This window comes from Serratia sp. Tan611, assembly GCF_905188235.1.
In the GTDB taxonomy this organism is placed as follows: domain Bacteria; phylum Pseudomonadota; class Gammaproteobacteria; order Enterobacterales; family Enterobacteriaceae; genus Serratia_B; species Serratia_B rhizosphaerae.
Window position 1 is genome coordinate 2,238,305 of sequence record NZ_LR994655.1, and the last position, 22,739, is coordinate 2,261,043.

The 22,739-nt window shown below is 60.6% G+C and carries 11 protein-coding genes; 6 read left to right on the forward strand and 5 right to left on the reverse strand.

Annotated elements, in window-relative coordinates; translation table 11 throughout:
- Positions 1–49 precede the first annotated feature (49 nt).
- Together TAN611_RS10590 and entS are read left to right on the forward strand one after the other, a co-directional pair.
- Positions 50–8,578 carry an amino acid adenylation domain-containing protein gene (locus TAN611_RS10590; protein ID WP_203067680.1) on the forward strand — a complete coding sequence of 2,843 codons (8,529 nt, stop codon included), beginning with the start codon at positions 50–52 and terminating at the stop codon, positions 8,576–8,578.
- 65 nt (positions 8,579–8,643) lie between these two features.
- A complete protein-coding gene (gene entS, locus TAN611_RS10595; RefSeq protein WP_203067681.1) occupies positions 8,644–9,930 on the forward strand; it encodes an enterobactin transporter EntS in 1,287 nt (428 codons plus the stop codon).
- 15 nt (positions 9,931–9,945) lie between these two features.
- On the opposite strand, the gene fepB is transcribed toward entS, so the two are convergent.
- Complete coding sequence (fepB, locus tag TAN611_RS10600; RefSeq protein ID WP_160031242.1) at positions 9,946–10,926, reverse strand: Fe2+-enterobactin ABC transporter substrate-binding protein; 981 nt, start codon at positions 10,924–10,926, stop codon at positions 9,946–9,948.
- A 327-nt stretch (positions 10,927–11,253) separates the two neighbouring features.
- Between fepB and fhuE the strand changes: the two genes are divergently transcribed.
- Positions 11,254–13,446, forward strand: coding sequence for a ferric-rhodotorulic acid/ferric-coprogen receptor FhuE (fhuE, locus tag TAN611_RS10605; RefSeq protein WP_105230932.1), 2,193 nt, complete (start codon positions 11,254–11,256; stop codon positions 13,444–13,446).
- 27 nt (positions 13,447–13,473) lie between these two features.
- The gene (locus tag TAN611_RS10610) at positions 13,474–14,562 is read left to right on the forward strand and encodes a YncE family protein (protein ID WP_111737176.1); all 1,089 of its coding nucleotides are present in this window, start codon (positions 13,474–13,476) and stop codon (positions 14,560–14,562) included.
- Positions 14,563–15,153: 591 nt separating this feature from the next.
- Here the strand turns inward: TAN611_RS10610 and TAN611_RS10615 are convergent.
- On the reverse strand, positions 15,154–17,418 hold the full coding sequence (locus TAN611_RS10615) for an AAA family ATPase (protein ID WP_203067682.1): 2,265 nt from the start codon (positions 17,416–17,418) through the stop codon (positions 15,154–15,156).
- A 403-nt stretch (positions 17,419–17,821) separates the two neighbouring features.
- Here TAN611_RS10615 and TAN611_RS10620 point away from each other — a divergent pair, with 403 nt between their 5' ends.
- Together TAN611_RS10620 and TAN611_RS10625 are read left to right on the forward strand one after the other, a co-directional pair.
- Positions 17,822–18,751 (forward strand): LysR family transcriptional regulator, encoded by a 930-nt coding sequence (locus TAN611_RS10620; protein WP_203067683.1) that lies wholly within the window; start codon positions 17,822–17,824, stop codon positions 18,749–18,751.
- A gap of 121 nt (positions 18,752–18,872) precedes the next feature.
- Entirely contained in the window at positions 18,873–19,865 is a 993-nt protein-coding gene (locus tag TAN611_RS10625) for a zinc-dependent alcohol dehydrogenase family protein (RefSeq protein ID WP_203067684.1), read from the forward strand.
- Between the two features lie 153 nt (positions 19,866–20,018).
- Here the strand turns inward: TAN611_RS10625 and TAN611_RS10630 are convergent, their stop codons facing one another.
- The 3 genes from TAN611_RS10630 to TAN611_RS10640 form a co-directional block, all read right to left on the reverse strand.
- Positions 20,019–20,411 carry a helix-turn-helix domain-containing protein gene (locus TAN611_RS10630; protein WP_105230966.1) on the reverse strand — a complete coding sequence of 131 codons (393 nt, stop codon included), beginning with the start codon at positions 20,409–20,411 and terminating at the stop codon, positions 20,019–20,021.
- Positions 20,412–20,567: 156 nt separating this feature from the next.
- Positions 20,568–21,614, reverse strand: a complete 1,047-nt coding sequence (locus TAN611_RS10635; RefSeq protein ID WP_111737174.1) for a 3-deoxy-7-phosphoheptulonate synthase — start codon at positions 21,612–21,614, stop codon at positions 20,568–20,570.
- A gap of 177 nt (positions 21,615–21,791) precedes the next feature.
- Positions 21,792–22,613 (reverse strand): pyruvate, water dikinase regulatory protein, encoded by an 822-nt coding sequence (locus TAN611_RS10640; RefSeq protein WP_105233309.1) that lies wholly within the window; start codon positions 22,611–22,613, stop codon positions 21,792–21,794.
- Positions 22,614–22,739: the final 126 nt, after the last annotated feature.

The window sequence follows — 22,739 nt, forward strand, 5'->3', positions numbered from 1 at the left end:
CGCGCGCTCAAGTTCCGACACGTTCCGTTTAAGGAAAAGGATAGAAAGCATGTCAGAAACCCTTTCACTGCCTGAAACCCGGCTCGACTACCAGGAATATCCGCTGGTTGCGGCGCAACCGGGCATCTGGATCGCCGATCAAATCGCGCTGCGGCGCAACAGCTTCGCCGTGGCGCACTATACCGAACTGCGCGGCGAGATTGACCGCCCGTGCCTGGAGCGCGCCATTCGCCAGGGGCTGGCGGAGGCCGACACCGTGCAGGCGCGTTTCTATGAGTCGGCGGACGGTGTACCGCTGCAGCGTCTGCCGCTGCGGGCCGATGCGGCGCAGGTCGCGCCCGCCGAGTGGCTGGACTTCAGCCGGCAACCGGACGGGGAGCAGGCCGCGCTGGCGCTGATGGAAGACGATCTGGCGCAGCCGCTGCCCGCCGACGGCGAACGGCCGCTGTACCGTCAGGTGGTGATGCAGGTCGGCGAAGGGCGCTGGTTCTGGTACCAGCGCTTCCACCATATCATGCTGGACGGCTTCAGTTTTGACGCCGTTACCCGCCGGATCGCCGATATTTACCGCGCATTGCGTCAGGGCGAGACGCTGTCGCCGTCGCCGTTCACCCCGTTCGGCGAGGTGGTGGCGGAGTACCGTGAGTGGGCGAGTTCGCCGGCGGCGGAGCGGGCGGCGATGTTCTGGCAGCAGCGGCTGCGCGACCTGCCGCCGACGCTGTCGCTGTCGCACGAAAATTGCGTCGTTGCCGGGGAGGCGCGGCCGCTCAAACAGTCGCTGGTGTTGCCGGCGACGCTGTTCGACGCGCTGCAGGGCGAGGAGGCGTTGCAGCAGGCACAGCCGGCCGACATCGTCACTGCGGCGTTGGTGGTGTATCTGGCGCGCATCAGCGGTGAAAGCCGTCTGTCGGTAGGGTTTCCGTTTATGCGCCGCATGGGATCGCAGGCGCTGGCGGCGATCGGGCCGGTGGTGAATGTGCTGCCGTTGCAGCTGACGGTGACGCCGCAGATGTCGCTGGCGGAAACCTGCCGGGCGGTGGTGGCGGAAATCAAACAGGTGCGCCGCCATCAGCGTTATGAGGCGGAGCAAATCCGGCGTGATTTAGGGCTGGTGGGGCAGCAGCAGGAGCTGTACGGCCCGGTGATTAACGTGAAGGTGTATCACAGCGCCTTATCCTTTGACGGCCAGCCGGCGGTGACGCATACGCTGGCGATGGGGCCGGTGGACGATCTGGAGTTTGAACTGGGCTTCCAGAACGAGGCGCTGTACGTCTCGCTGGTGGCCAACCCGCAGAAATATTCCGCCGCCACGCTGCGGCAGCATGCCGAACGCATCGGCCATCTGCTGCAGCAGCTGGCGCATCAGCCGCAGCGGCCGAACGGCGAACTGCCGCTGATCGGCGAAGCGGAACGGCAACGGCTGGCCGCCTGGGGGCGCGGACGTGAACTGACGGCGCCTGCCGGCATGACCTCGATCATCGACGCGCTGCTGCAGCGGGTGGCGCAGCAGCCGGAGGCAACGGCGGTGGCGTGCGGCGGGCAGAGCCTCAGCTACCGCCAGCTGTCGGAACGGGTGATGCAGCTGGCGCGGGTGCTGATTGATCACGGCATCGGCGCTGAAGATGTGGTGGCGATCGGCATTCCGCGCTCGGTGGACACACTGGTGGCGCTGTTTGCGGTGCTGGCCAGCGGCGCGGCCTATATGCCGCTCGATCTGGACTACCCACGCGAGCGTCTGGCGCTGATGTGCGACGACGCCAAACCGGCGCTGCTGCTGACGCAGCGCGGTACGCTGCCGCAGATGCCGGAACTGCCGCAGATATTGTGTCTGGATGATGCGCACTGCCGGGCGCTGTGCGCGGCGGCGGCGTCGCATCCGATTGAGGATGCCGAACGGCGCGAGCCGCTGCATGAGGCCCATCTGGCCTATATGATCTACACCTCCGGCTCGACCGGACGGCCGAAAGGCGTGATGTCGACCCATCGCGGCCTGCTGAACCTGTTCCTGTCCCATCAGGCGTATCTGTTCGGCCCGGCGATTGAGAAATATCAGGCCCGCCACGGGCGGCGCATGCGCGCCGGACACACCGCATCGTTCTCGTTCGACTCCTCCTGGGAGCCGCTGTTCTGCATGATCATGGGCTGCGAGCTGTATATCTTCGACGAAGAGCTGCGGCGCGATGCCTGGGCGTTGCTGGAACAGACCCGCCAGACGCCGGTGGATCTGCTGGATATCACGCCGTCCTTCTTCTCGCAGATGGTGGACTGCGGGCTGCTGCAGGGCGACTTCCCGCGGCCGTCGTTTGTGATGATCGGCGGGGAGGCGGCAACGCCGACGCTGTGGAACCTGATGCAGCAGCACCCGGAAGTGGAAATCCACAACTATTACGGGCCGTCGGAATACACCGTGGATACGCTGGGCGCGCCGGTTGACGCCGCCGAACAGCCGGTGGTGGGGCGCGCGGTGGCCAACACCGAAGTGTGGCTGCTGGATAAACAGCTGCAGCCGGTGCCGATCGGCGTCGCCGGCGAGCTGTATATCGCCGGCAAAGGTATTGCGCGCGGCTACCTGCGCCGCCCGGATCTGACCGCGGCGCGCTTTGTCGCCAACCCGTTCAGCCGCGGCGAGGTGATGTACCGCAGCGGCGACCTGATGCGCTGGAGCAGCGAGGGGCAGCTGGTATTTATCGGCCGCACCGATCACCAGATTAAAGTGCGCGGCTTCCGCGTGGAGCTGGGCGAGGTGGAAAGCGCGCTGGCGGCGCTGCCGCAGGTGGGGCGCGCGGTGGTGATCGCCGAAGCGATCGGCGCCACCCACCGGCTGATCGGCTACTGTTCGGTGCAGGATGCGGCGCTGCGGGCGTCGCCGACGCTGCAAAGCGATCTGTTGGCAGCGCTGGCGGGCCGTCTGCCGGACTATATGGTGCCGGCGCTGCTGGTGGTGATGGACGAGCTGCCGCTGAACGTCAACGGCAAAATCGATCGTCAGGCGCTGCCGCAGCCGCAGCAGGCGGTGAGCAACGTCAGCCGTGACGCGGCCAACGACGCCGAGCGGCTGATCTGTCAGGCGATGGCGCAGTTGCTGGGCATGGAGCGCGTCGGCGCCGACGATGATTTCTTTGCGCTGGGGGGCGACAGCATCTCGGCGATGGGGCTGGGCACCGCGCTGCGGCGCGCCGGCTATCTGCTGCGGCCGCGCGATATCTTCGCGCAGCATACGCCGGCGCGGATGGCGAAGGCGATGCAGCCGCTGACGGCGCAGCGACAGCCGCTGCGCGAAGTACAACACGGGCCGATCGACGGCCTACCGATCCTGCATGCGTTCGGCGAACAGGGCGATATCAACCGCCTGTTCGCCCACGGGGTGTTCCTGCACGTGCCGGCGGCGCTGGAGGCCGGGCAGCTGCGCAGCGTACTGACGCAGCTGCGCGCGGCACACCCGGTATTGGACGCACGCACCCGTGAGGGGCAACTGTGGGTCGGGGAAAGCGGCGGGGCCGACTGTCTGCGCGTGCAGACGACGGAAGGCGGGCTGGAAGCGGCCGCCGAACAGGCGTTCGACAAGGCGTTGAGCCGGCTCGATCCCGCCGCCGGCGTCATGATGCAGGCGGTATTATTGCCATGCGGCGGCGAATCACAGGGACTGGTGCTGGTGATCCACCACCTGGCGACCGACGGCGTCTCCTGGCGCATCCTGCTGGAGGAGCTGCGTCAACTGGCGGAAGCGGCGATGCGCGGCGAGACGCCGGCGCTGCCGGCGGAAGAGACCTCGCTGTATGAATGGTCGTGCTGGCTGCGGGAAGACAGCGCGGCACGCGCGGCGGAGCTGCCGTTCTGGCGGGCGATGCTGGCGGACGGCGCACCGCGGCTGGGCGCTCGGGCATTGGATCCGGCGCAGGATCGTCCGGCGGCGCTGTGTGAGCGACGCACCCTGCTGAACGGTGAACTGACCGCCGCGCTGCTGGGCGCATTGCCGCACAGATACCGCGCCAACGTTGAAGAGATCATCCTCAGCGCGCTGGCGCTGGCCTGCCGTCAGCGCTTCGGCGCCTTGCAGCTGCGCATCGGCGTTGAGTCGCACGGCCGCGCCGAGGTTGGCGCCAATGACCTGGCGCGCACCCTGGGCTGGCTGACGGCGGAATATCCGCTGCTGATTGCGCTGGAAGCAGAACCGGCGCATCAGGCGGTACGCGCGGTGAAACAGGTGGTGCGCGCGGTGCGTGACCGCGGCATCGGCTACGGCCAGCTGCGCTATCTGCACCCGCAGCATCGCGATGCGCTGAGCGCCCTGGCGGCGCGCAATGCGCCGGAGATCCTGTTCAATTATCTCGGACGTTTCGGTCAGGAACAGACGCTGTGGACGCCGCAGCGCACGCAGCAGCGCTTCCGCGACGTCTTTGCGGTGGCGCAGGATGAGCAACAGACGCTGAGCCATCCGTTGGAAGTGAATATTTTTGTCGAAGAAGGGGAGCAGCCGCGTCTGGCGGTGAACTGGAGCTGGCTGCCGGCGATCTTCAGCGAGCAGGATATTGCGGCGCTGCACGACGGTATCGAACAGGCGCTGGCCGAGCTGTCGGCGTTTGCCGCACGTCAGCCGGCGCAGGCGGCGGCGACGCTGGTGGCTGCCGAACTGGCGCCGCTGACGGTCCGCGATGAGCAACTGCAACAGTGGCAACAGCGCCATGGGCCATTGGCGGATGCGCTGCCGCTGCTGCCGCTGCAGCACGGTCTATTGTTCCATGCGCAAACCGCCGCCGTCGGCGGCAGTTATAACTCGCTGACCCGTCTGAGCCTCAGCGGCGAGCTGGATGAGCAGCGTCTGCAGCAGGCGCTGGATGCGGTGGTGCGCCGTCATCCGCAGCTGGCGGCGCGCTTTACCCGTGAAGGCGAGCCGCTGCAGCTGCTGCCGCTGTTGGCGGAGAGCGACAGCCCGTGGCCGCTGGACGTGCAGCCGTTGCCGGCGCAGTCGGCGCAGCAGGAGGCGCAGGCGCTGCGCACGCTGGAGCAGGAGGAACTGGCGCGCGATTTGTTCAATCAGGGCGGAGCGATGCTGCATGCGCTGCTGGTCAGGCACGGCGACGAAGCGCGCTATACGCTGTTCCTGAACGCTCACCACCTGATTGTCGACGGCTGGTCGACGCCGGTGGTACTCGGCGATCTGTTGACCGCGCTGTATCAGGGGCCGTCGGCGCTGCCGCCGCTGCGCTCACGCTACGGCGATATCGTGCGGCAGCTGACGGCGCGCGATGCCGAGGCGTCGCGGCAGATCTGGCGGCAGACGCTGCAGAACGCGCGGCCGACGCTGTTGTTCGGCGAGCGCTCGCATGATGAACAGGTCTATGAACGGGAGATGACGCTGCCGCCGGCGCTGGAACAGCGGCTGCTGAACCTGTGCCGCGAGCGCGGCCTGACGCTGAACAGCGTGATGCAGGGCATATGGGCGCTGCAGCTTGCCAGCCACAGCGGTCAGCAGGACGTGGTGTTCGGTTCGCCGGTGTCCGGCCGTTTCGGCCAGGTTGACGGGGTGGAAGAACATGTCGGCCTGTTCAGCAATACCTTGCCGGTGCGGGTGCGGCTGGACGGTCAGCGCTCGCTGTGTGAACAGATGGCGGAGCTGCAGCAGCAGCAGATCGCACTGCTGGAGCATGACGATCTGGGGCTGGGGGAGATCCAGCGTCTGGCGGGGGCCGGCACGCTGTTCGACACGCTGCTGGTGGTGGAAAACTACCCCGACAACGGCGCGCTGCTGGGCGGTGACCGGCCGCTGCGCTGCGACGCCATTGCCAACAAAGGCTATACCCACTATCCGCTGACGTTGCTGGTGCTGCCGGGTGAGCGCCTGCGCCTGCTGATGGAGTACCGCGCGTCGGTGCCGCAGCCGCAGCGCTTCGCCGAACGGCTGATGCTGCTGCTGACGCAGTGGATCGAACAGCCCGATCGGCCGCTGGCGCAGTGGCAGCTGCAAACGCCGCAGGAGCAGGCGCTGATCGCGGCGGTGAACCAGACCGCGCATCCGCTGACGGCGACCACGCTGCCGCAGGCGGTGGCGCAGCAGGCGGCGCGAACGCCGGACGCTGTCGCGCTGCAGGATGCGCAGCACTGTCTCAGCTACCGGGAGATGCAGCAGCAGACGCAGCAGTTGGCGCAGCGGCTGCGTCAGGCCGGCATCCGGCCGGGGGATATCGTCGCCGTCGCCTTGCCGCGTTCGGTGCGCCTGAGCCTGGCCCTGAGCGCGGTGGTGCAGCTCGGCGCCGCCTGGCTGCCGTTGGATACCGGCTACCCGGACGAACGTCTGGCCTATATGGTGGCGGACGCGCAGCCGCGGCTGATTATCAGCGACAGTGCCCTGCAGGCGCGTTTCGCCGCGCTGGCGCCGGTGCTGACGTTTGACGAGGTGACATTGTCACATGAGCCGTCGCCAACGGCGGAAGCGTGGCCGGCGATCGACCCCGATGCCCCGGCCTATGTGCTGTATACCTCCGGTTCAACCGGACGGCCGAAAGGGGTGGTGGTCAGCCACCGGGCGATTATCAACCGGCTGTACTGGATGCAGCACGCCTACCCGCTCGACGGGCAGGATGTGGTGCTGCAGAAAACGCCGTGCAGTTTCGACGTCTCGGTATGGGAATTCTTCTGGCCGCTGATGGTGGGGGCGCGTCTGGTGATGGCGCCGCCGGAGGCGCACCGCGACCCGCAGGCGCTGACGGCGCTGATTGATGAGTACCGCGTCACCACGCTGCACTTCGTGCCGTCGATGCTGGCCATCTGGGTGGAGGCGCTGGCGGAGCAGGCGTCGCCGCAGCGCGCCCGCAGCCTGAAGCAGGTGTTCTGCAGCGGCGAGGCGCTGTCGTGCGAGCTGGCGGCCCGCTATCAGACGCAGGTTGGCGCGCCGCTGCATAACCTGTACGGCCCGACCGAGGCGGCGGTGGACGTCACCTATCAGCCGGCCTCCGGCGCGGCGCTGGCGGCGGTCAGCGGCGCCGGGGTGCCGATTGGCCGTCCGGTGTGGAATACCCAGCTGCACATTCTGGATGCGCTGCTGCGTCCGGTGCCGGTCGGCTGTGCCGGCGATCTTTACCTCAGCGGCGTACAGCTGGCGGCGGGCTATCTGCGGCGCGCCGACCTGACCGCCCAGCGCTTTGTGGCGTCGCCGGCGGGGGATGGACAGCGCATGTACCGCACCGGTGATATCGCCCGCTGGCTGGAGGACGGCAGCGTCGAATATCTGGGGCGCAGTGACGATCAGCTGAAGATCCGCGGTCAGCGCATCGAACTGGGGGAAATCGAGCAGGCGCTGCTGGCGCAGCCCGGCGTGGCGCAGGCGGCGGCGCATGCCATCGTGCTGTCGCCGCAGGCCGCTGCCGCCGGCGGCGCCGATATGCGTCAGCTGGTGGCCTGGCTGGTGCCGCAGCCGGGCATGGCGCTGGATAGCGAGGTGCTGGCGCAGGCGCTGGCGCAGCGTCTGCCGGCGCATATGCTGCCGGTCAGTTACGTGCTGACCGACAGTTTCCCGCTCAGCGCCAACGGCAAGCTGGACCGCAAAGCCCTGCCGAAACCGCAGTATCAGCAGACGGCGGGGCGTGCGCCGCGCAGCGACAGCGAACTGCTGGTGGCCGGGCTGTTCAGCCGGATCCTGCAGCGCGACGGCATCTGCGCCGGGGACGATTTCTTCGCGCTGGGCGGGCATTCGCTGCTCGCCATGCGGCTGGCGGCGGAACTGCGTCAGCAGTCGGGGCGTTCGCTGTCGGTCGGGCAGATTATGTTTGCCCGCAGCGTGGAAAATATGGCGGCGCTGCTGGATGAGGCGCAGCCGGGCGGCAACGCCGAAAGCCGTGGCGCCGGCGAAATCCTGCGGCTGCGCGGCGGCGACGGACCGGCGCTGTTCTGCCTGCATCCGGCTTCCGGCTTCGCCTGGCAGTACGCCGGCCTGATGCGCTATCTGCCGGGCGACTTCCCGATCGTCGGCCTGCAGTCGCCGCGGCCGGACGGCGTTATTGCCCGCTGCGACACGCTGGATCAGATGGTCGATCGCCATCTGGCGAACCTGCGAGACCTGCAGCCGCACGGCCCGTACTACCTGCTGGGCTACTCGCTGGGCGGCACGCTGGCCCATGCGATGGCGGCGCGTCTGCAGCAGCAGGGGGAAGAGGTGGCGTTCCTCGGTATGCTCGACACCTACCCGCCGGAAGGACAGGACTGGAGCGGGCCGAGCGAGGAGCAGGCGCAGCAGGAGGTAGCGCAGGAGCAGGCGGAGTTTATGGCGGAGGACGACGGCGATCCGGCGCTGCGGGCGGAGAAGGCGGCGATGTTCAACGACATTGTCGCCAACTATAAGGACGCGGTACGTCTGCTGTCTACCGCCCGCAGCGCGCGCTTCGACGGCACGGCGACGCTGTTTGTCGCCAGCAAAACCCTGCCGGCGGCGATGGACGTCAACGCCACCTGGGCGCCGTATCTGCAGCGGCTGACCTGCTATCCGCAGGCCTGTGAGCATGCGGATATTCTGTCGCCGGCGTCGCTGGAAACGCTCGGGCCGCTGCTGCATTCGCTGTTAACGCGCCAGTACCGTCTGGCCTGACCGACAGGCCGGCGGCCAGCGCGGCTGCCGGTCTGTAATAACGATAAAGTTTATTGTGAGACATTATGGCTAAACCCTCTTTTTTGCTTGATTTCAGTTTACTGAGAACCAATGCGCACTTCCGGGCGATTTTCTGCGCCCGCATGCTGTCGGTCTTTTCACTGGGAATGTTGGCGGTCGGCGTGCCGATTCAGATCCAGGCGATGACCGGCTCGACGCTGCAGGTCGGGGTGGCGGTGGCGCTGGACGGCGTCGGCATGTTTATCGGCCTGATGCTGGGCGGCGTGCTGGCCGATCGCTTCGACCGGCGTAAGCTGATTCTGTTTGCGCGCGGCACCTGCGGCCTGGGCTTTGTGGCGCTGAGTCTGAACGCCTTCGCCCCGGCGCCGTCGCTGTGGGCGCTGTATCTGCTGGCCGCCTGGGACGGCTTTTTCGGCGCGCTGGGCATGACCGCGCTGATGGCGGTGATCCCGCTGTTGGTGGGGCGGGAGAATCTGGCCGCCGCCGGGGCGCTCAGCATGATTACCGTGCGTCTGGGGGCGATTCTGGCGCCGGCGCTGGGGGGCGTGATTATCGTCGCCGGCGGCGTGGGGGCGGCGTTCGCCGTGGCGGCGGCCGGCACCCTGGGCACGCTGATCCCGCTGACGCGCCTGCCGACGCTGCGGCCGCAGGCGCAGGAGCCGGAACATCCGCTGCGGGCGCTGGCCAGCGGCGTGCAGTTTGTCTGGCGGCACAAAGTGGTGGGCTCGGTGGTGGTGCTGGGGATGCTGATGAGCATCGTCGGCGCGGTGCGTATTCTGTTTCCGGCGCTGGCGCAGGATACCTATCGGGTGGGCACCTCGGCCATCGGCCTGATGTATTCGGCGGTGCCGCTGGGCGCGATGCTGGGCGCCTTTACCAGCGGCTGGGTGCCGCGCTTCCGGCGGCCGGGCGCGCTGATGCTGAGCGCTGCGATCTGCGCCTTTGCCGCCATCGCCTCGCTGGGAGTGTTCAGCAGCCTGCTGCCGGCGCTGATCGCGCTGGTGTGTTACGGCTATGCCAACGCCATCGCCTCGCTGCTGCAGTTTATGCTGATTCAGAGCAATACGCCGGACCACCTGCTGGGGCGGGTGAACAGCCTCGGCACCGCGCAGGACGTGACCGGCGATTCGTTGGGGGCGCTGGGGCTGGGGGTGGTCGGCCGGGTGCTGACGCCGTTGCTCAGCGTGCTCACCTTTGGCGGCGCGGCGGCGCTGATCGGCCTGCTGCTGGCGTGCAGCGTGCGTACGCTGCGCCACTGTGTGCTGCCTGCGTCGCCGCAGGAAGAAGAGCCGGCGGAGGGGGAGCCGGTGACGGCCGACTCCCGCTCTTGACGTGCGGAACGGCGGTTACGACGCCGCGTTGGCGAACTGCCGTTCCAGATAGTCCAGCAGGTTGTTGGCACTGTAATAATCCAGCCGAAACGTATCCAGCCCCATGGCGTAAACCCGCTGCTGGCGCACCGCCGGCAGCTGCGACAGGAACGGGTTGCCGGTAAACTTCTTCACCGTCCGCCCGTCGGCGGAAAACAGCAGTATGGTGGCGCCGCTGACCGCGCGCGCCATTTTTTCCCCGCTGAGCTGAATAATATCGTTGCGTTTACCCTGCGTATGGTTGCCGCTGATGTCCGGCGGCAGCGGCGCGAGGGTAAAGCCCAGCTCCTGCAGCAGCTGACCCTGCGCCGACGCCGGCGTCCAGATATTCATCCCGCGACCGTCCTCGTAATACACCAGCGCCGAGGTGGGCTGCGGCGGCAGGGCGATACGCTGCTTCAGCGCCGCCACCCGCTGCTCGAAGCGCGTGACGGCGGCCTGCGCATCCGCCTCATGGCCGGTTATTTCCCCCAGTTGCTGCGTCAGACCTTGCCAACTGATATTGCCGTAATCAATCACCACCGTCGGGGCGATGCTCGACAGCTGTTCGTACAGCTTCAGCGCGGAATCGCCGCCGGTGGCGGACATCACGATTAAATCCGGCGCCTCGGCGGCGATCGCTTCGGCATTGGGTTCGCTGATATACAGCGGCTTCAGCCGGCGCGCCTGCGCGGCCTGGCTCCACTGGGTGAAAAAGCCCTGAGCGTCGGCCACCGTCGAGTTGCGTGCGGTAGCGCCGGAGCCGACCAGCGGAGCGTTAATCGCCAGCAGCGAACCGGTCAGCGTTACGCTGGTGGAGACGATGCGCTGCGGAGGCTGCTGCAGCACCACGTCGCCCCGTGGCGTATGCAGGGTGCGCGGCCAGCCGGCGTCCGCGGCGCGGCCTGGCGGGCTGGCGAGCAGCAGTAGAAAAGTCAGTAGGGTGGAAAACAGCGGAAATAAACGCGAGGGCTGCACGGCCGGTCACTCCTTGATATCGAGGCGGAAAAATAAATCACGTCAGGGTGGCTGGTTGCTGGGCAATGGCTAGCTGACTAATGGTTTTTTGCAATATGTTTTTACATCAACAATACAAATAATTATAGTTCTCATTCGTATTACTTCGCGAGGGCGTTTGTGCTATCGCGTCAATTAATATGCCTCAGGGAAAGACATCAACACCGGAATCGCCGTTTTTGCGGATGATTCAGCACGGACACAGGGAATATCGGCGGAACGGCGCGGCGGCAATCACGCCGGCGTATTCCGCTCACTGACAATAATAAAACCCCGAAGGATAAAATAATGATTATGGCTAAACGCCGTGGCCGTCTCCTGACCTCTGGCGGCCGGATGATGCCGGCGCTGTCAGGCATTGCCGTTCTGGTCGCCGCCGCGCTGCACCTGCCGGATGCCGCCGCGCAGGAGACGGAGCAGGAGGACAACATCCTGGTGGAGGCAGCAGCAGGCGACGATGAGGCGGCGCAGCAGGATTACAGCGTGCCGATCACCCGGGCGGGCACCAAGATGAACCTGACCGCGCGCGATATCCCGCAGTCGGTCAGCGTTATCGGCCAGCCGCGCATGCAGGACCAGCAGATGCAGACGCTGGGGGACGTGCTGAAAAACACCACCGGAGTGACGGAGAAAGTGGCCGACTTTGATCGCAGCACCTTCTATTCGCGCGGCTTCCTGATCGATAACTACATGGTGGATGATATCCCCACGGTGTTTGAGGAGCGCTGGAATCTGGGGGATTCCGCGTCGGATACCGCGCTGTATGAGCGGATCGAGGTGGTGCGCGGCGCAACCGGCCTGATGACCGGCGCGGGCAACCCGTCCGCCGCGGTGAATATGGTGCGTAAGCACGCGGACAGCCGGGAGTTTACCGGCAATGTGTCTGCCAGCTACGGCAGCTGGAACAAGCAGCGCTATGTGCTCGATCTTTCCGCGCCGCTGACCGCCTCGGGCAATGTGCGCGGGCGCATGGTGGCCGGCTATCAGGATAACGACAGCTATATCGACCGCTACAGCGCCAACAAGAAGTTTATTTACGGCGTGGTGGATGCCGATCTGACCGACAGCACCACGCTGTCGGCGGGCTACGAGTATCAGGAAACCAACGCCGACAACCCGCCCTGGGGCGGCGTGCCGCGCTGGTATCGCGACGGCGGCAAAACCGACTATTCACGCTCGTTCAATACCGCGCCGGACTGGGCCTACAACGACAAGCAGTCGCGCAAACTGTTCGCCACGCTGAAACAGCGCTTCGACAACGGCTGGCAGTTCACCCTGAACGGCACCCACACCGAAACCAAGCTCGACAGCAAGATGCTGTATATCGACGGCTTTTTTGACCGCGACAGCGGTATCGGCGTCAGTTCCTATCCGAACTACCCGGTGGTCGGCGGCACCGGCTACAACACCGGCACGCGCAAGGTGCATGCCATCGACGCCTTCGCCAGCGGGCCGTATCAGCTGTTCGGCCGCCAGCACCAGCTGATGGCCGGGGTCAGCTACAGCCGGCAGACCAACCGCTACCTGAACGCTTTCGCCAACCTGTCGCCCGACGATGTCGGCAACTTTAATCACTGGAACAGCCAGTTCCCGGAAACCGACTGGGGCGAGATGAGCGTGGCGCAGCAGGACACCATCCATCAAAAATCGGCCTACGCCGCGACGCGTTTCTCGCTGGCCGACTCGCTGCACCTGATTGCCGGCGCGCGCTATACCCAGTGGAGCACCAGCACGCTGACGCAGAACATGGAGAAGAACAACGTTACCCCGTACGCCGGGCTGGTGTACGACATTAACGACAGCTGGTCCGCCTATGCCAGCTACACCTCCGTGTTCAAGCCGCAAACCTACCGCGACAGCAGCGGCAGCTATCTGTCGCCGGTCACCGGTAAAAACTACGAGGCCGGTGTGAAAAGCGACTGGCTGAGCAGCCGTCTTACCACCTCGCTGGCGATCTTCCGCATCGAGCAGGACAACGTGGCGCAGAGCACCGGCCACGTGATCCCCGGCACCGCCGAAACCGCTTACTCCCCGGCGCAGGGCACCGTCAGTAAAGGCATCGAGTTTGAAGTGAACGGGGCGGTGACCGACAACCTGCAGATGACCTTCGGCGCGACCCGCTATGTGGCGGAGGACAGCAAGGGTGAGGCGGTCAATCCGATGTTGCCGCGCACCAGCGTGAAGCTGTTTGCCGCCTATAACCCGCCGGCGCTGCGCGAGCTGACCGTCGGCGGCGGGGTGAACTGGCAGACGCACACCTGGCAGGACGTTGCCGGCCCGGAGGGCAACGGCACCCTGCACGCCGAGCAGGGCAGCTATGCGCTGGTCAACCTGTTCGGCCGCTATCAGCTGACCAAACAGCTGTCGCTGCAGGCTAACCTGAACAACCTGTTTGATAAACGCTACGACACCAGTGTGAGTCAGTACGTGGTCTACGGCGCACCGCGTAACGTGTCCGTGACCGCCAACTACCGTTTTTAATTTTTATGCTGAAAAAAGAGGTTTGCGATGAATAAGAAAAAATCTGCGCTGATGTTGTTGGTGGGGTTGGCGTTGGCCGGTTGCAGCGCCCAGCAGGGCGGCGGCGCATCCGCGACGGCGACAGGCACGCCGGCCGCGGCGGCCACGCAGAGCGCGCAGCTGCAAAAGAACGCGCTGGGGGACGGGCTGTATGAAATGGCCCTCACGCCGGACGGCCGGGCACTGTATGTCGCCAGCGCGCAGGGCTTTAAGGACGTGCAGGGCGGAGCAATCTATAAGCTGGATCCCGCCACGCTGAAGGTGCTGGGGATCACCCATACCGATCTGAAAAACTTCGGCGTGGCGATGGATCCGCAGGGCAAGACGCTGTACGTCACCAACTCGCTTGACGGCGGCGTCAGCGCGCTGGATATCGCCAGCGGCAAGATTACCGGCCGTCTGCTGTTCAGCGAGCGCAATGAGAAAGGCTTCCCCTACGGCGCGCGGGAAATTCTCTGGCATGACGGCCAGCTGTTTATCGGCGGCGTGGCGGATCCCGGTGTGATCTGGGTGGTGGATGCCAAAACGCTGAAGCTGAAAAAACGCATTAATAACGCCGGGAAATGGGTCACCGGTCTGCACTATTCCGCGCAGACCCAACGTCTGTATGCCGCCAACGGCGGCGGTGAAATTCTGGTGATCAACCCGCGCAGCTACGCGATCGAGCAACGCTGGCAGCCGCTGGGTGAGAAGCCGGCGCTGCTGCTGAACCTGGCGGAAGATAAGCAAGGCGGCCGCCTGTTCGTCACCGATAATTCCAAAGCCAAAACCACGCTGGTGCTGGATATCCGCAGCGGCAAGCTGATCAAGCAGTTGGACAACGGCGACTCGCTGGCGGTCAAGTATAACCCGCAGCGCCAGGAGCTGTACCTGACCCAGCGCGAATCGGGCAAATTGCTGATCCTGGATGCGCACAGCTATGCGACCAAGCGCAGCGTCAGCCTGCCGCCGCACCCGAACAGTCTGCTGCTGTCCGCTGACGGACAGACCCTGTACGTGACGGTGAAGCAGGCGTTCAACAAGGACGGCTCGACCCAGGGGCCGGACAGCATTGTGCGGGTGCCGCTGAATCAATAACGCTTATCAGGCCCGGTCACCCGGGCCATTTTTTTGCTTATTTTGCTGAAAATATCATGCACAACACCACATATACGCAATGGGTAACGTCAGTGTTGTTGGTTAATTTTCCCGGTGATTTCAGCTTCGGGTGTTGACCTTCAGCGCGTCTCGCGAGCTGCCGAACAAGGAACCCGAGCCAGAGGCAACCGGACAGCTACCGTGTTAAGTTCCGCGCCTGTCGCTGAAAGTTATCGTGCCCCCGAAGCGCCAGCAGTAAGCTGCCGCCGGAAATCGTGCCCTTTACGCCGTTAGTGCCGTAAAGCCCGCTCCATGAGGCTAAAGAATTTTTTGCTGGACATGGATTTGGGCTAATCAGGGCGGGGGGATGGACTGGCATATTTACGGGTCTGGAATCGGCTACGCCGGGCGTATGACGGCGAGTTCATTCTGTGCCTTCATGACGCTGACGCGTCATTCAGAGGGCTGGCTGCTTAAAGTTGTATGCTACTTGAGCTAAACAAACGTCCGCTGTGCTAAAAGCGGACGTTGCAAAGCCCGTACGGCATTAATTATTGCTTGTCAGATAGACATCTTCAATTAACTTGCAAGTCATCTCTGAATGGAAGATATCAGCGCATCCATATGTTGTTTATCTGTTTGTGTAATGGCATCAATTAAATCTCTAACGGCGTATTCAGTGTTGAAAATTAATTCATTATTCCCAGTCAACCTATCTATCGTATTGGCGTGACTAAAATAATGAAATATCTTAAGGATTCGTTTTGACCTTTCAGCGCCGAATAAGACTTCTGCTCGTTGGTCAACAGTTTGGTTTATAGCACCAGGAAGTCTGGAGTAAGTATATAATTCAATGAATCTTCTAATTGCGTTAGGGAGTAGCATCAGTATGGCGTGATCCATTTTGTCGGGCGCTTGATGGAATCGGTAAACCACATCAAATAAAAAGTGGTACTCAGATTGATATCGTGCTAGCGAAACAGGCATATCGCAGAAGGTAGAAGACTTCTCGCTAATACGTTTGATAATGTACAGGCGGGCACCATGTTTATCGCTTACTGGCTTTATTTCTCGCAGCAAATTAAAAAACTCAAAATTATGAGTTGAAATGAAAATCTGTTTGCAGGTAGTTGTCCACGGAGCGTTCTCGTTATCTTGTTTGAAGAATACGGCCCGAATTGCTGCGGTAACTTGGAATATATGATTGGCATCAAGACTTGAAATTGGATCATCAATATAGACTACCGTTCTTATAAAATCGCTTTGTCTTAATTCTTGTAGCTTTGTAATAAAGTAAGAGAATGCAATAGCAGTGCGCTCTCCATCACTTAAATTCTTTGCAATCTCTCCGCTTTTACGGACTAGCTTGAAGCGTTCTTGATTACTGATTGGATCGTTAATAACGGCAATCTGAACTGCGTCACTTCCCAGGATAGAAGAGAGTCGTTCGTTTATTTTTTCACGACCAAGCTGTGCTTTGCTTATCTGAGCTTGAAGTACTGCAACTTGATCCTTCAACACAGTAGAAAATGTCTGCAATCGGATCTCTCGGTTTCTTAGTCGTGTTTTTTTTCCCTCATACCCTAAGTTAGCTTGTGAGTCGATGAACTGCTGAACGTAGTGGTACTTTACCCTATTCTGGGATTCTTTTTTTGCGGTAGTGAAGTTATTCGCTAGAGTGTTGTTATCATCAATAACCGCGTTGATGGCTTCGACATTAGATATGATGGCTTCAGCCAGTCCCTGAGCTAAAGGTTTCGGTACCATTGGTTTTCGGGGGGCGCCTAGTTTAAGTTGTACATCTTCAGCTAGTGATGCTACTGCTTGGTTAAAAATATCTATTGCTCTGGATAACGGTTCAGCCGCGATCGAATACCTGTCCCGAAATTGCGTATTTAGCTCTGCAACATTAGGAAGAATAAACTTTATTTTAGTAGATTCTACACGCTGTAGCAGGTCTTCAAGTTTTTTCTTATGATCAGCCAAGTCTTTTGAAAAATGCGCTCTTAACTGCGCAAGTCTAATTTCAGTAATTTCGTTTCCGCAGAATTCACAAGTACCTTCCTGTGAATGAATGTGGAGGCCAGTTTCAATCCAACGCTCAATATCCAAATTTTCTTCAAGATGTTTTATAGTATTTGAAAATGTTGGAGTGGCAGCAAGAATCGTTACCGCCTCTTTGTGTATATCCACAATCGATGGGGAGGCCGATATCCGATCAACTTGGCTTGGTTTGTTGCTGTCAGGAGTTAGGGCAAGCTCCAGGTTATAAGCAAGGTCATTTTCAGAAAGAAGTTGGGAGTCCAGAGCTCCTATAGCTGTAATGTCATTATTTAGCTGAGTAGCAGTGTAGGGATCGATCTTCAGCAGTTGACGGATGTTCTTCGCTGCTTCTGTCTTAGCACTTGATACTGCTTGGGTATATGTGGTGATTTGGCTTTCAATTCGTTTTCGTGCCTCATCGGATTTTATTATTCTTTTTGATTTATGATCTATTTTTTTCTGGGCTTCTTCAGATTCCTTACCTAGTAGTAATATTGGGCTAAAGCTATTTCCCTCGAAATGCAAGTTGTCTCGTATAAAGTCAGAGTTAAAAACGCGTACCATTAGGTCGGATTGCTCAAAATTCTTTTCTGTAATTGGTTGATTATCAGTATCAAAGCTGAATTCACACCCAGCCAAATCAGAATTCGGTTTTTTAGATTCCAGTTGCGCAAATAGCCTTGAAAGGGTCGTTTTTCCAGAATAATTCCATCCATAAATTAGATTTTTAATGCCAAGTTCGGAGGTGCCGGCGGGCTTAGTGTAGTTATCGTAAACTCCCAGCCCTTTAATCCTTGTGATTCCTTTTATCATTTCTATCTCCCGTGAGACTAGCTTTATGGCAACATCATGCATGATGCCTTACAAGTCTGGAGCTCTCCAATGATTTACACGCGTTAATGTGAGGAAATCCCCAAAAAATTATTGCGAACTTCCGCACCTCGCTCACAGCGGACCTTCAGCTCCGTTAGCTTGCCCGCTTACGGCTGCCTGGTGCCGAAGCGCGAAGCACAACAGGTCGGAAGCAGGGGTATACTTGGGTCACTTTGCTCTTGTCTGTCCTGTGGATCAGTTCTGAAGGATATAGGTTAGAATTCACGTAGTGGGATCAACGATTAATTTCTTGCCGACATAAGAGTTCGGATGCCGCGGTAGGTCAATCTGAATGATAAAACGGCTCGGTTCGGTCGGTAGATGAGGGTGCTCCGGTAGTGATATGCGTTCTAACATAATTGAATATATTAGTATTTTTATACAGGTCGTTGAGCAGGGCAGTTTCACCAAAGCTGCTGATATTCTGCAGCTGCACCGCCCCGCAGTGAGTAAAGCGATACAGCAGCTCGAGGACGAACTTGGCGTAAAACTCATACATCGTACCACCCGCAAGCTGAGTATTACGGCGAAAGGGGACGAGTTTTATCAGCATGCCAAACACGTTCTGGCTGAAGTCGATGGCATGATGGCCAACTTTTCATCAACTTTACCACCGCGTGGGCGGCTCAAGCTTGATGTTCCGCTGGCGCTGGCCCATACCATCCTTATTCCCCACCTGACGCAGTTCAAGTCGTTATATCCCGATATTGACGTGGTGCTGGTTTCATCGGATAAAAAAAACGATCTGATCGCCGAAGGCGTGGACTGTGTGGTACGCCTGGGGGAACTGCAGGATTCAAGCTTTATCTCCAGACGTCTCGGGGATATCAGGATGGCCACCTGCGCCGCTCCCTCCTATTTGCAGCGGTATGGGAGGCCGGCAACACTGGCAGAACTGGAACAGCACCGGGCAGTTAACTTCTTCAGCGAACACAGTCGTGACGTGATGGAGTGGAAGTTTATCGAGAATGGGGAGGTGGTTTCACTGCGCCCTGCCAGCAGCATGCTGGTCGATAACTCCGATATTCTGTTGTCCTGCGCCCTGGCCGGTCTGGGGATTATCCAGGCCTCCAGTGATGCCCTTGCCCCGCATATTGCTTCCGGTAAGCTTGAAGAAATCCTGACGCAGTATCCCTCCGTTGCCAAACCCGTGTCGGTGATGTATCCGGACCGGCGCTATCTTTCCCCTCAGGTGCGCGTCTTTATCGACTGGTTCAGCGAGGTTTTTGCCAGCAAATCGGCAGAAACCGACAGATTGTTACTGAATGAATAACACTGAAGTTCCTCAGCGGCTATTTTTACCCGGGTGACAACCACGTAGATTGTTCGCAGATTAATCGAGAACACCTTTCACGCTATCGATAAGGTATACCGCTAACTGACGAGGTCTATATATGTCTAAAGTTGTCACGTTTAACCGCACTGGCGGTCCGGAAGTTCTTGAGGTTGTTGATGTAGAGGTGCCGGCGCCTGCTGCAGGGGAAGTCCAAATCCGCGTAAATGCAATTGGCCTCAATCGTGCTGAAATTATGTACCGAAATGGTCAGTATGTGATTACCCCCGAATTCCCGGCACGTCTGGGTTATGAAGCGGCTGGCGTGGTTGAGGTTGTCGGTGAGAATGTCGAAGGGTTCGCCAAAGGGGATGTGGTCAGCGTGATCCCTTCATTCATGTTTAACGAATATGGTATGTACGGTGAGCGTGTTAACGCGCCGCTACACGCGGTGGTGAAACATCCTGGCAATTTGTCTTTCGAAGAAGCGGCCGCAAGCTGGATGATGTTCGTCACGGCTTATGGCGCACTGGTTGAATACGGTAACCTGCAGGCCGGGCAGAATGTTATTATCCGCGCAGCATCAAGCAGCGTTGGCCTGGCAGCTATTCAGATCGCGAACATGTTGGGGGCCAAACCTGTTGCCCTGACCCGAACCAGCGAAAAACGCGACATGCTTCTGCAAGCAGGGGCGGCCGCTGTGATCGCGACTGCGGAGCAGGATATGGTCGCTGAAATCAACCGGGCGACACATGGCGAAGGTGTGCACATTGTTTTTGATCCTGTGGGCGGCCCGGACGTGGCAAAGTTGACTCAAATCATGGCACCACAAGGTATGTACTTCCAGTACGGTGCGCTCGACAGCCGTGACATGCTGGTGCCTGTATTCGATATTCTCGGTAAACATCTCACGCTACGCGGCTATGAGCTGTTCGAAATCACCACCGACGCGGAAAAAATGGAGCGAGCGAAAACCTTCGTTTCAGAAGGTTTGCGTTCTGGCAAACTGAAACCGGTCATCGATAAAACCTTCAGGCTTGAAGATATCGCAGATGCGCATCGCTATATGGAAGCAAACGGTCAGGTCGGTAAAATAATCGTGACCGTGGGATAAAACCGCTCTCCCACGCTTTTATAAGCGCAATTGCAGGGGCGCGTGAACGGCTCCTGCAATTGCCGTTCATTGAGGCGACAGAGAAGTGCCGGGCGTTTACGGCCATTCAGGTTACCCGCGACTGACAGACATCGTGTGCGGGTGATAACCGGTTTAGGCGGCCTGCGGCAGCTGCTCATGCAGCGGCGGCGTCAGCGTGACCGTGACCGGCAGCGCCGGCGAGCTGCGCAGCTCGGACGGGGTGAAGCCGAAGCGCTTTTTAAACATATAGCAAAAGTGCGACTGCGAGCCGAAGCCAAAATCGATGGCGATATCAAACAGGCTCTGCTCGGAAAAGCGCAGCTTGCGCAGCGCACCCATCAGCCGGCGTTCGCGGATGTAACGTCCCAGCGAATAGCCGGAAATCTCCTTAAAAACCTTCTGCATATACCATAACGAATAGCCGGAGTAGGCGGCGAGTTCGGGTAACTGAATGGCCCGGCCAAGGTGGTTTTCTATCCAACGGCTGAGCTCCACGACAAGTGTTATATGAAGTTGTTCGGTCATGTCGGCTGTCAAGGCTGATTGAAACAGCCTGCAGTATGCCTTAAACCTGCGTCGGGGATTTATCGTAAAAATGGGGTTGGGGTAAAAACATTGGCGAACAGACGGAGCATGATGCGTTGCGGGCAGGCCGGGGCGGCAACCCCGGCCGGGAATCTGTCAGAAGCGGGTGTCCACCGCGTCCGCCAGCATTGCCAGCAGCTGTTCGCTGTCTGACCAGCTGAGGCACGGGTCGGTGATGGACTGGCCGTAGGTCAGCGGTTGCCCGGCAACGATTTTCTGCGTGCCTTCCACCAGGAAACTTTCCGCCATGACGCCGGCGACGGCGGAGGAGCCGGCGCGGATCTGCTGGCAGACGTTCTCCGCCACGTCCAGCTGGCGGCGGTGCAGCTTCTGGCAGTTGCCGTGGCTGAAATCGATCACCAGGTGCTCCGGCAGGTCGAACTCGCGCAGGCTGTCGCAGGCGGCGACGATATCCGTAGCGTGGTAGTTCGGCGTTTTGCCGCCGCGCATAATGATATGGCCGTACGGGTTGCCGCTGGTCTGGTAAATGGTCATCTGGCCGTTTTTATCCGGCGAGAGGAACATATGACCGGCGCGCGAGGCGCGGATGGCGTCGATGGCGATACGGGTATTGCCGTCGGTGCCGTTTTTGAAGCCGACCGGGCAGGAGAGCGCCGAGGCCATCTCACGGTGGATCTGGCTTTCGGTGGTGCGCGCGCCGATGGCGCCCCAGCTGATCAGATCGGCAATATACTGGCCGATCACCATATCGAGAAATTCGGTGGCGGTCGGCAGGCCGAGCTGGTTGACGTCCAGCAGCAGCTTGCGCGCCATTTCAATGCCGCGGTTGACCTGGTAGCTGCCGTCCAGCGCCGGATCGGAGATCAGGCCTTTCCAGCCCACCACGGTGCGCGGTTTCTCGAAGTAGGTGCGCATCACGATTTCCAGCCGGTCCTGATAGCGTTCGCGCAGGGCGTTCAGACGGCCGGCGTAGTCCAGCGCGGCGTCGAGGTCGTGAATCGAGCAGGGGCCGATCACCACCAGCAGGCGTTTATCCTCGCCTGACAGGATCCGTTCAATACGTTTGCGTGACGCTGTCACGTTATCGGCAACCGCTGCAGAAATCGGCAGCTTGTCCGCCAGCGCTTGCGGCGTAACCAGGCTGTCGATGCGCGCGGTCCGCAGTTCATCTGTTTTGTGCATGACGTTCTCTGAATCTGTTTCTTCTCTACGGCAGGAGTACCGGGAAGTGATGACGATCACAATAACGCAAAAGCGGCTGATTTCAACCGTACAAAACGAGATTTATTGACCTGAGGCGGTAAAAAATGGCGTTGCATACCGTCACGCCGCCCGTGCGGCGTGACAAATGCGGGGCGATCAGAACATGCGGCGGCTCATGCCGAGAATATCGAGGATTTTGGTGGAGATTTCCTCTACCGAATAGTTGGTGCTGTTCAGATAGCGGATCTGATTTTTACGGAACAGCGCCTCCACTTCGGCAATCTCCATACGGCACTGGCGCAGCGAGGCGTAGCGGCTGTTTTCCCGCCGCTCTTCGCGAATAGCGGCCAGGCGCTCCGGGTCGATGGTCAGGCCGAACAGCTTGTGCTGGAACGGCTTCAGCGCTGCCGGCAGCTGCAGGTTATCCATATCGTCGGCGATAAACGGGTAGTTGGCGGCGCGGATGCCGAACTGCATCGCCAGGTAGAGGCTGGTGGGGGTTTTGCCACAGCGGGAGACGCCCAGCAGGATCACCTGCGCCTGATCGAGATTGCGCAGCGAGATGCCGTCGTCGTGCGCCAGGGTGTAGTCGATGGCGGCGATGCGCGCGTCATATTTGCCCAGGTTGCTGGCGGTCAGCCCGTGGGTGCGGTTCGGCACCGGCGTCGGATCGACGTTCAGCTCCTGCTGCAGCGGACCGACCAGCGCCTGTACGATATCCTGACAAAAGCCCTCGCTCTGCACGATCACCTGGCGTACTTCCGGCGAAATAATCGAATAAAACACCAGCGGGCGTTCGCCGGTCTGCTGGTAAATATCGTTGATTTGCTGGCAGACGGCGCGCGCGCGCGCCTCGGTTTCGACAAAGGGGAGCGAATAGGTGGTCGCCGTGACCGGGAACTGCGACAGCACCGCATGGCCTAATACCTCTGCGGTAATGGCGGTGCCGTCCGAAATATAGAAAACGCTTCTTTCCACCCGTGACTCCTTAATTGAGAAACAGTAATCCTGCTGCTGCGGCAATGGGTCTGCCTGAAGGTTAAGCATAATGGGCTCCAGATGATTCAGCGGTAAAGAGGCTAACAAAAAAAGTGTGACGGCAAG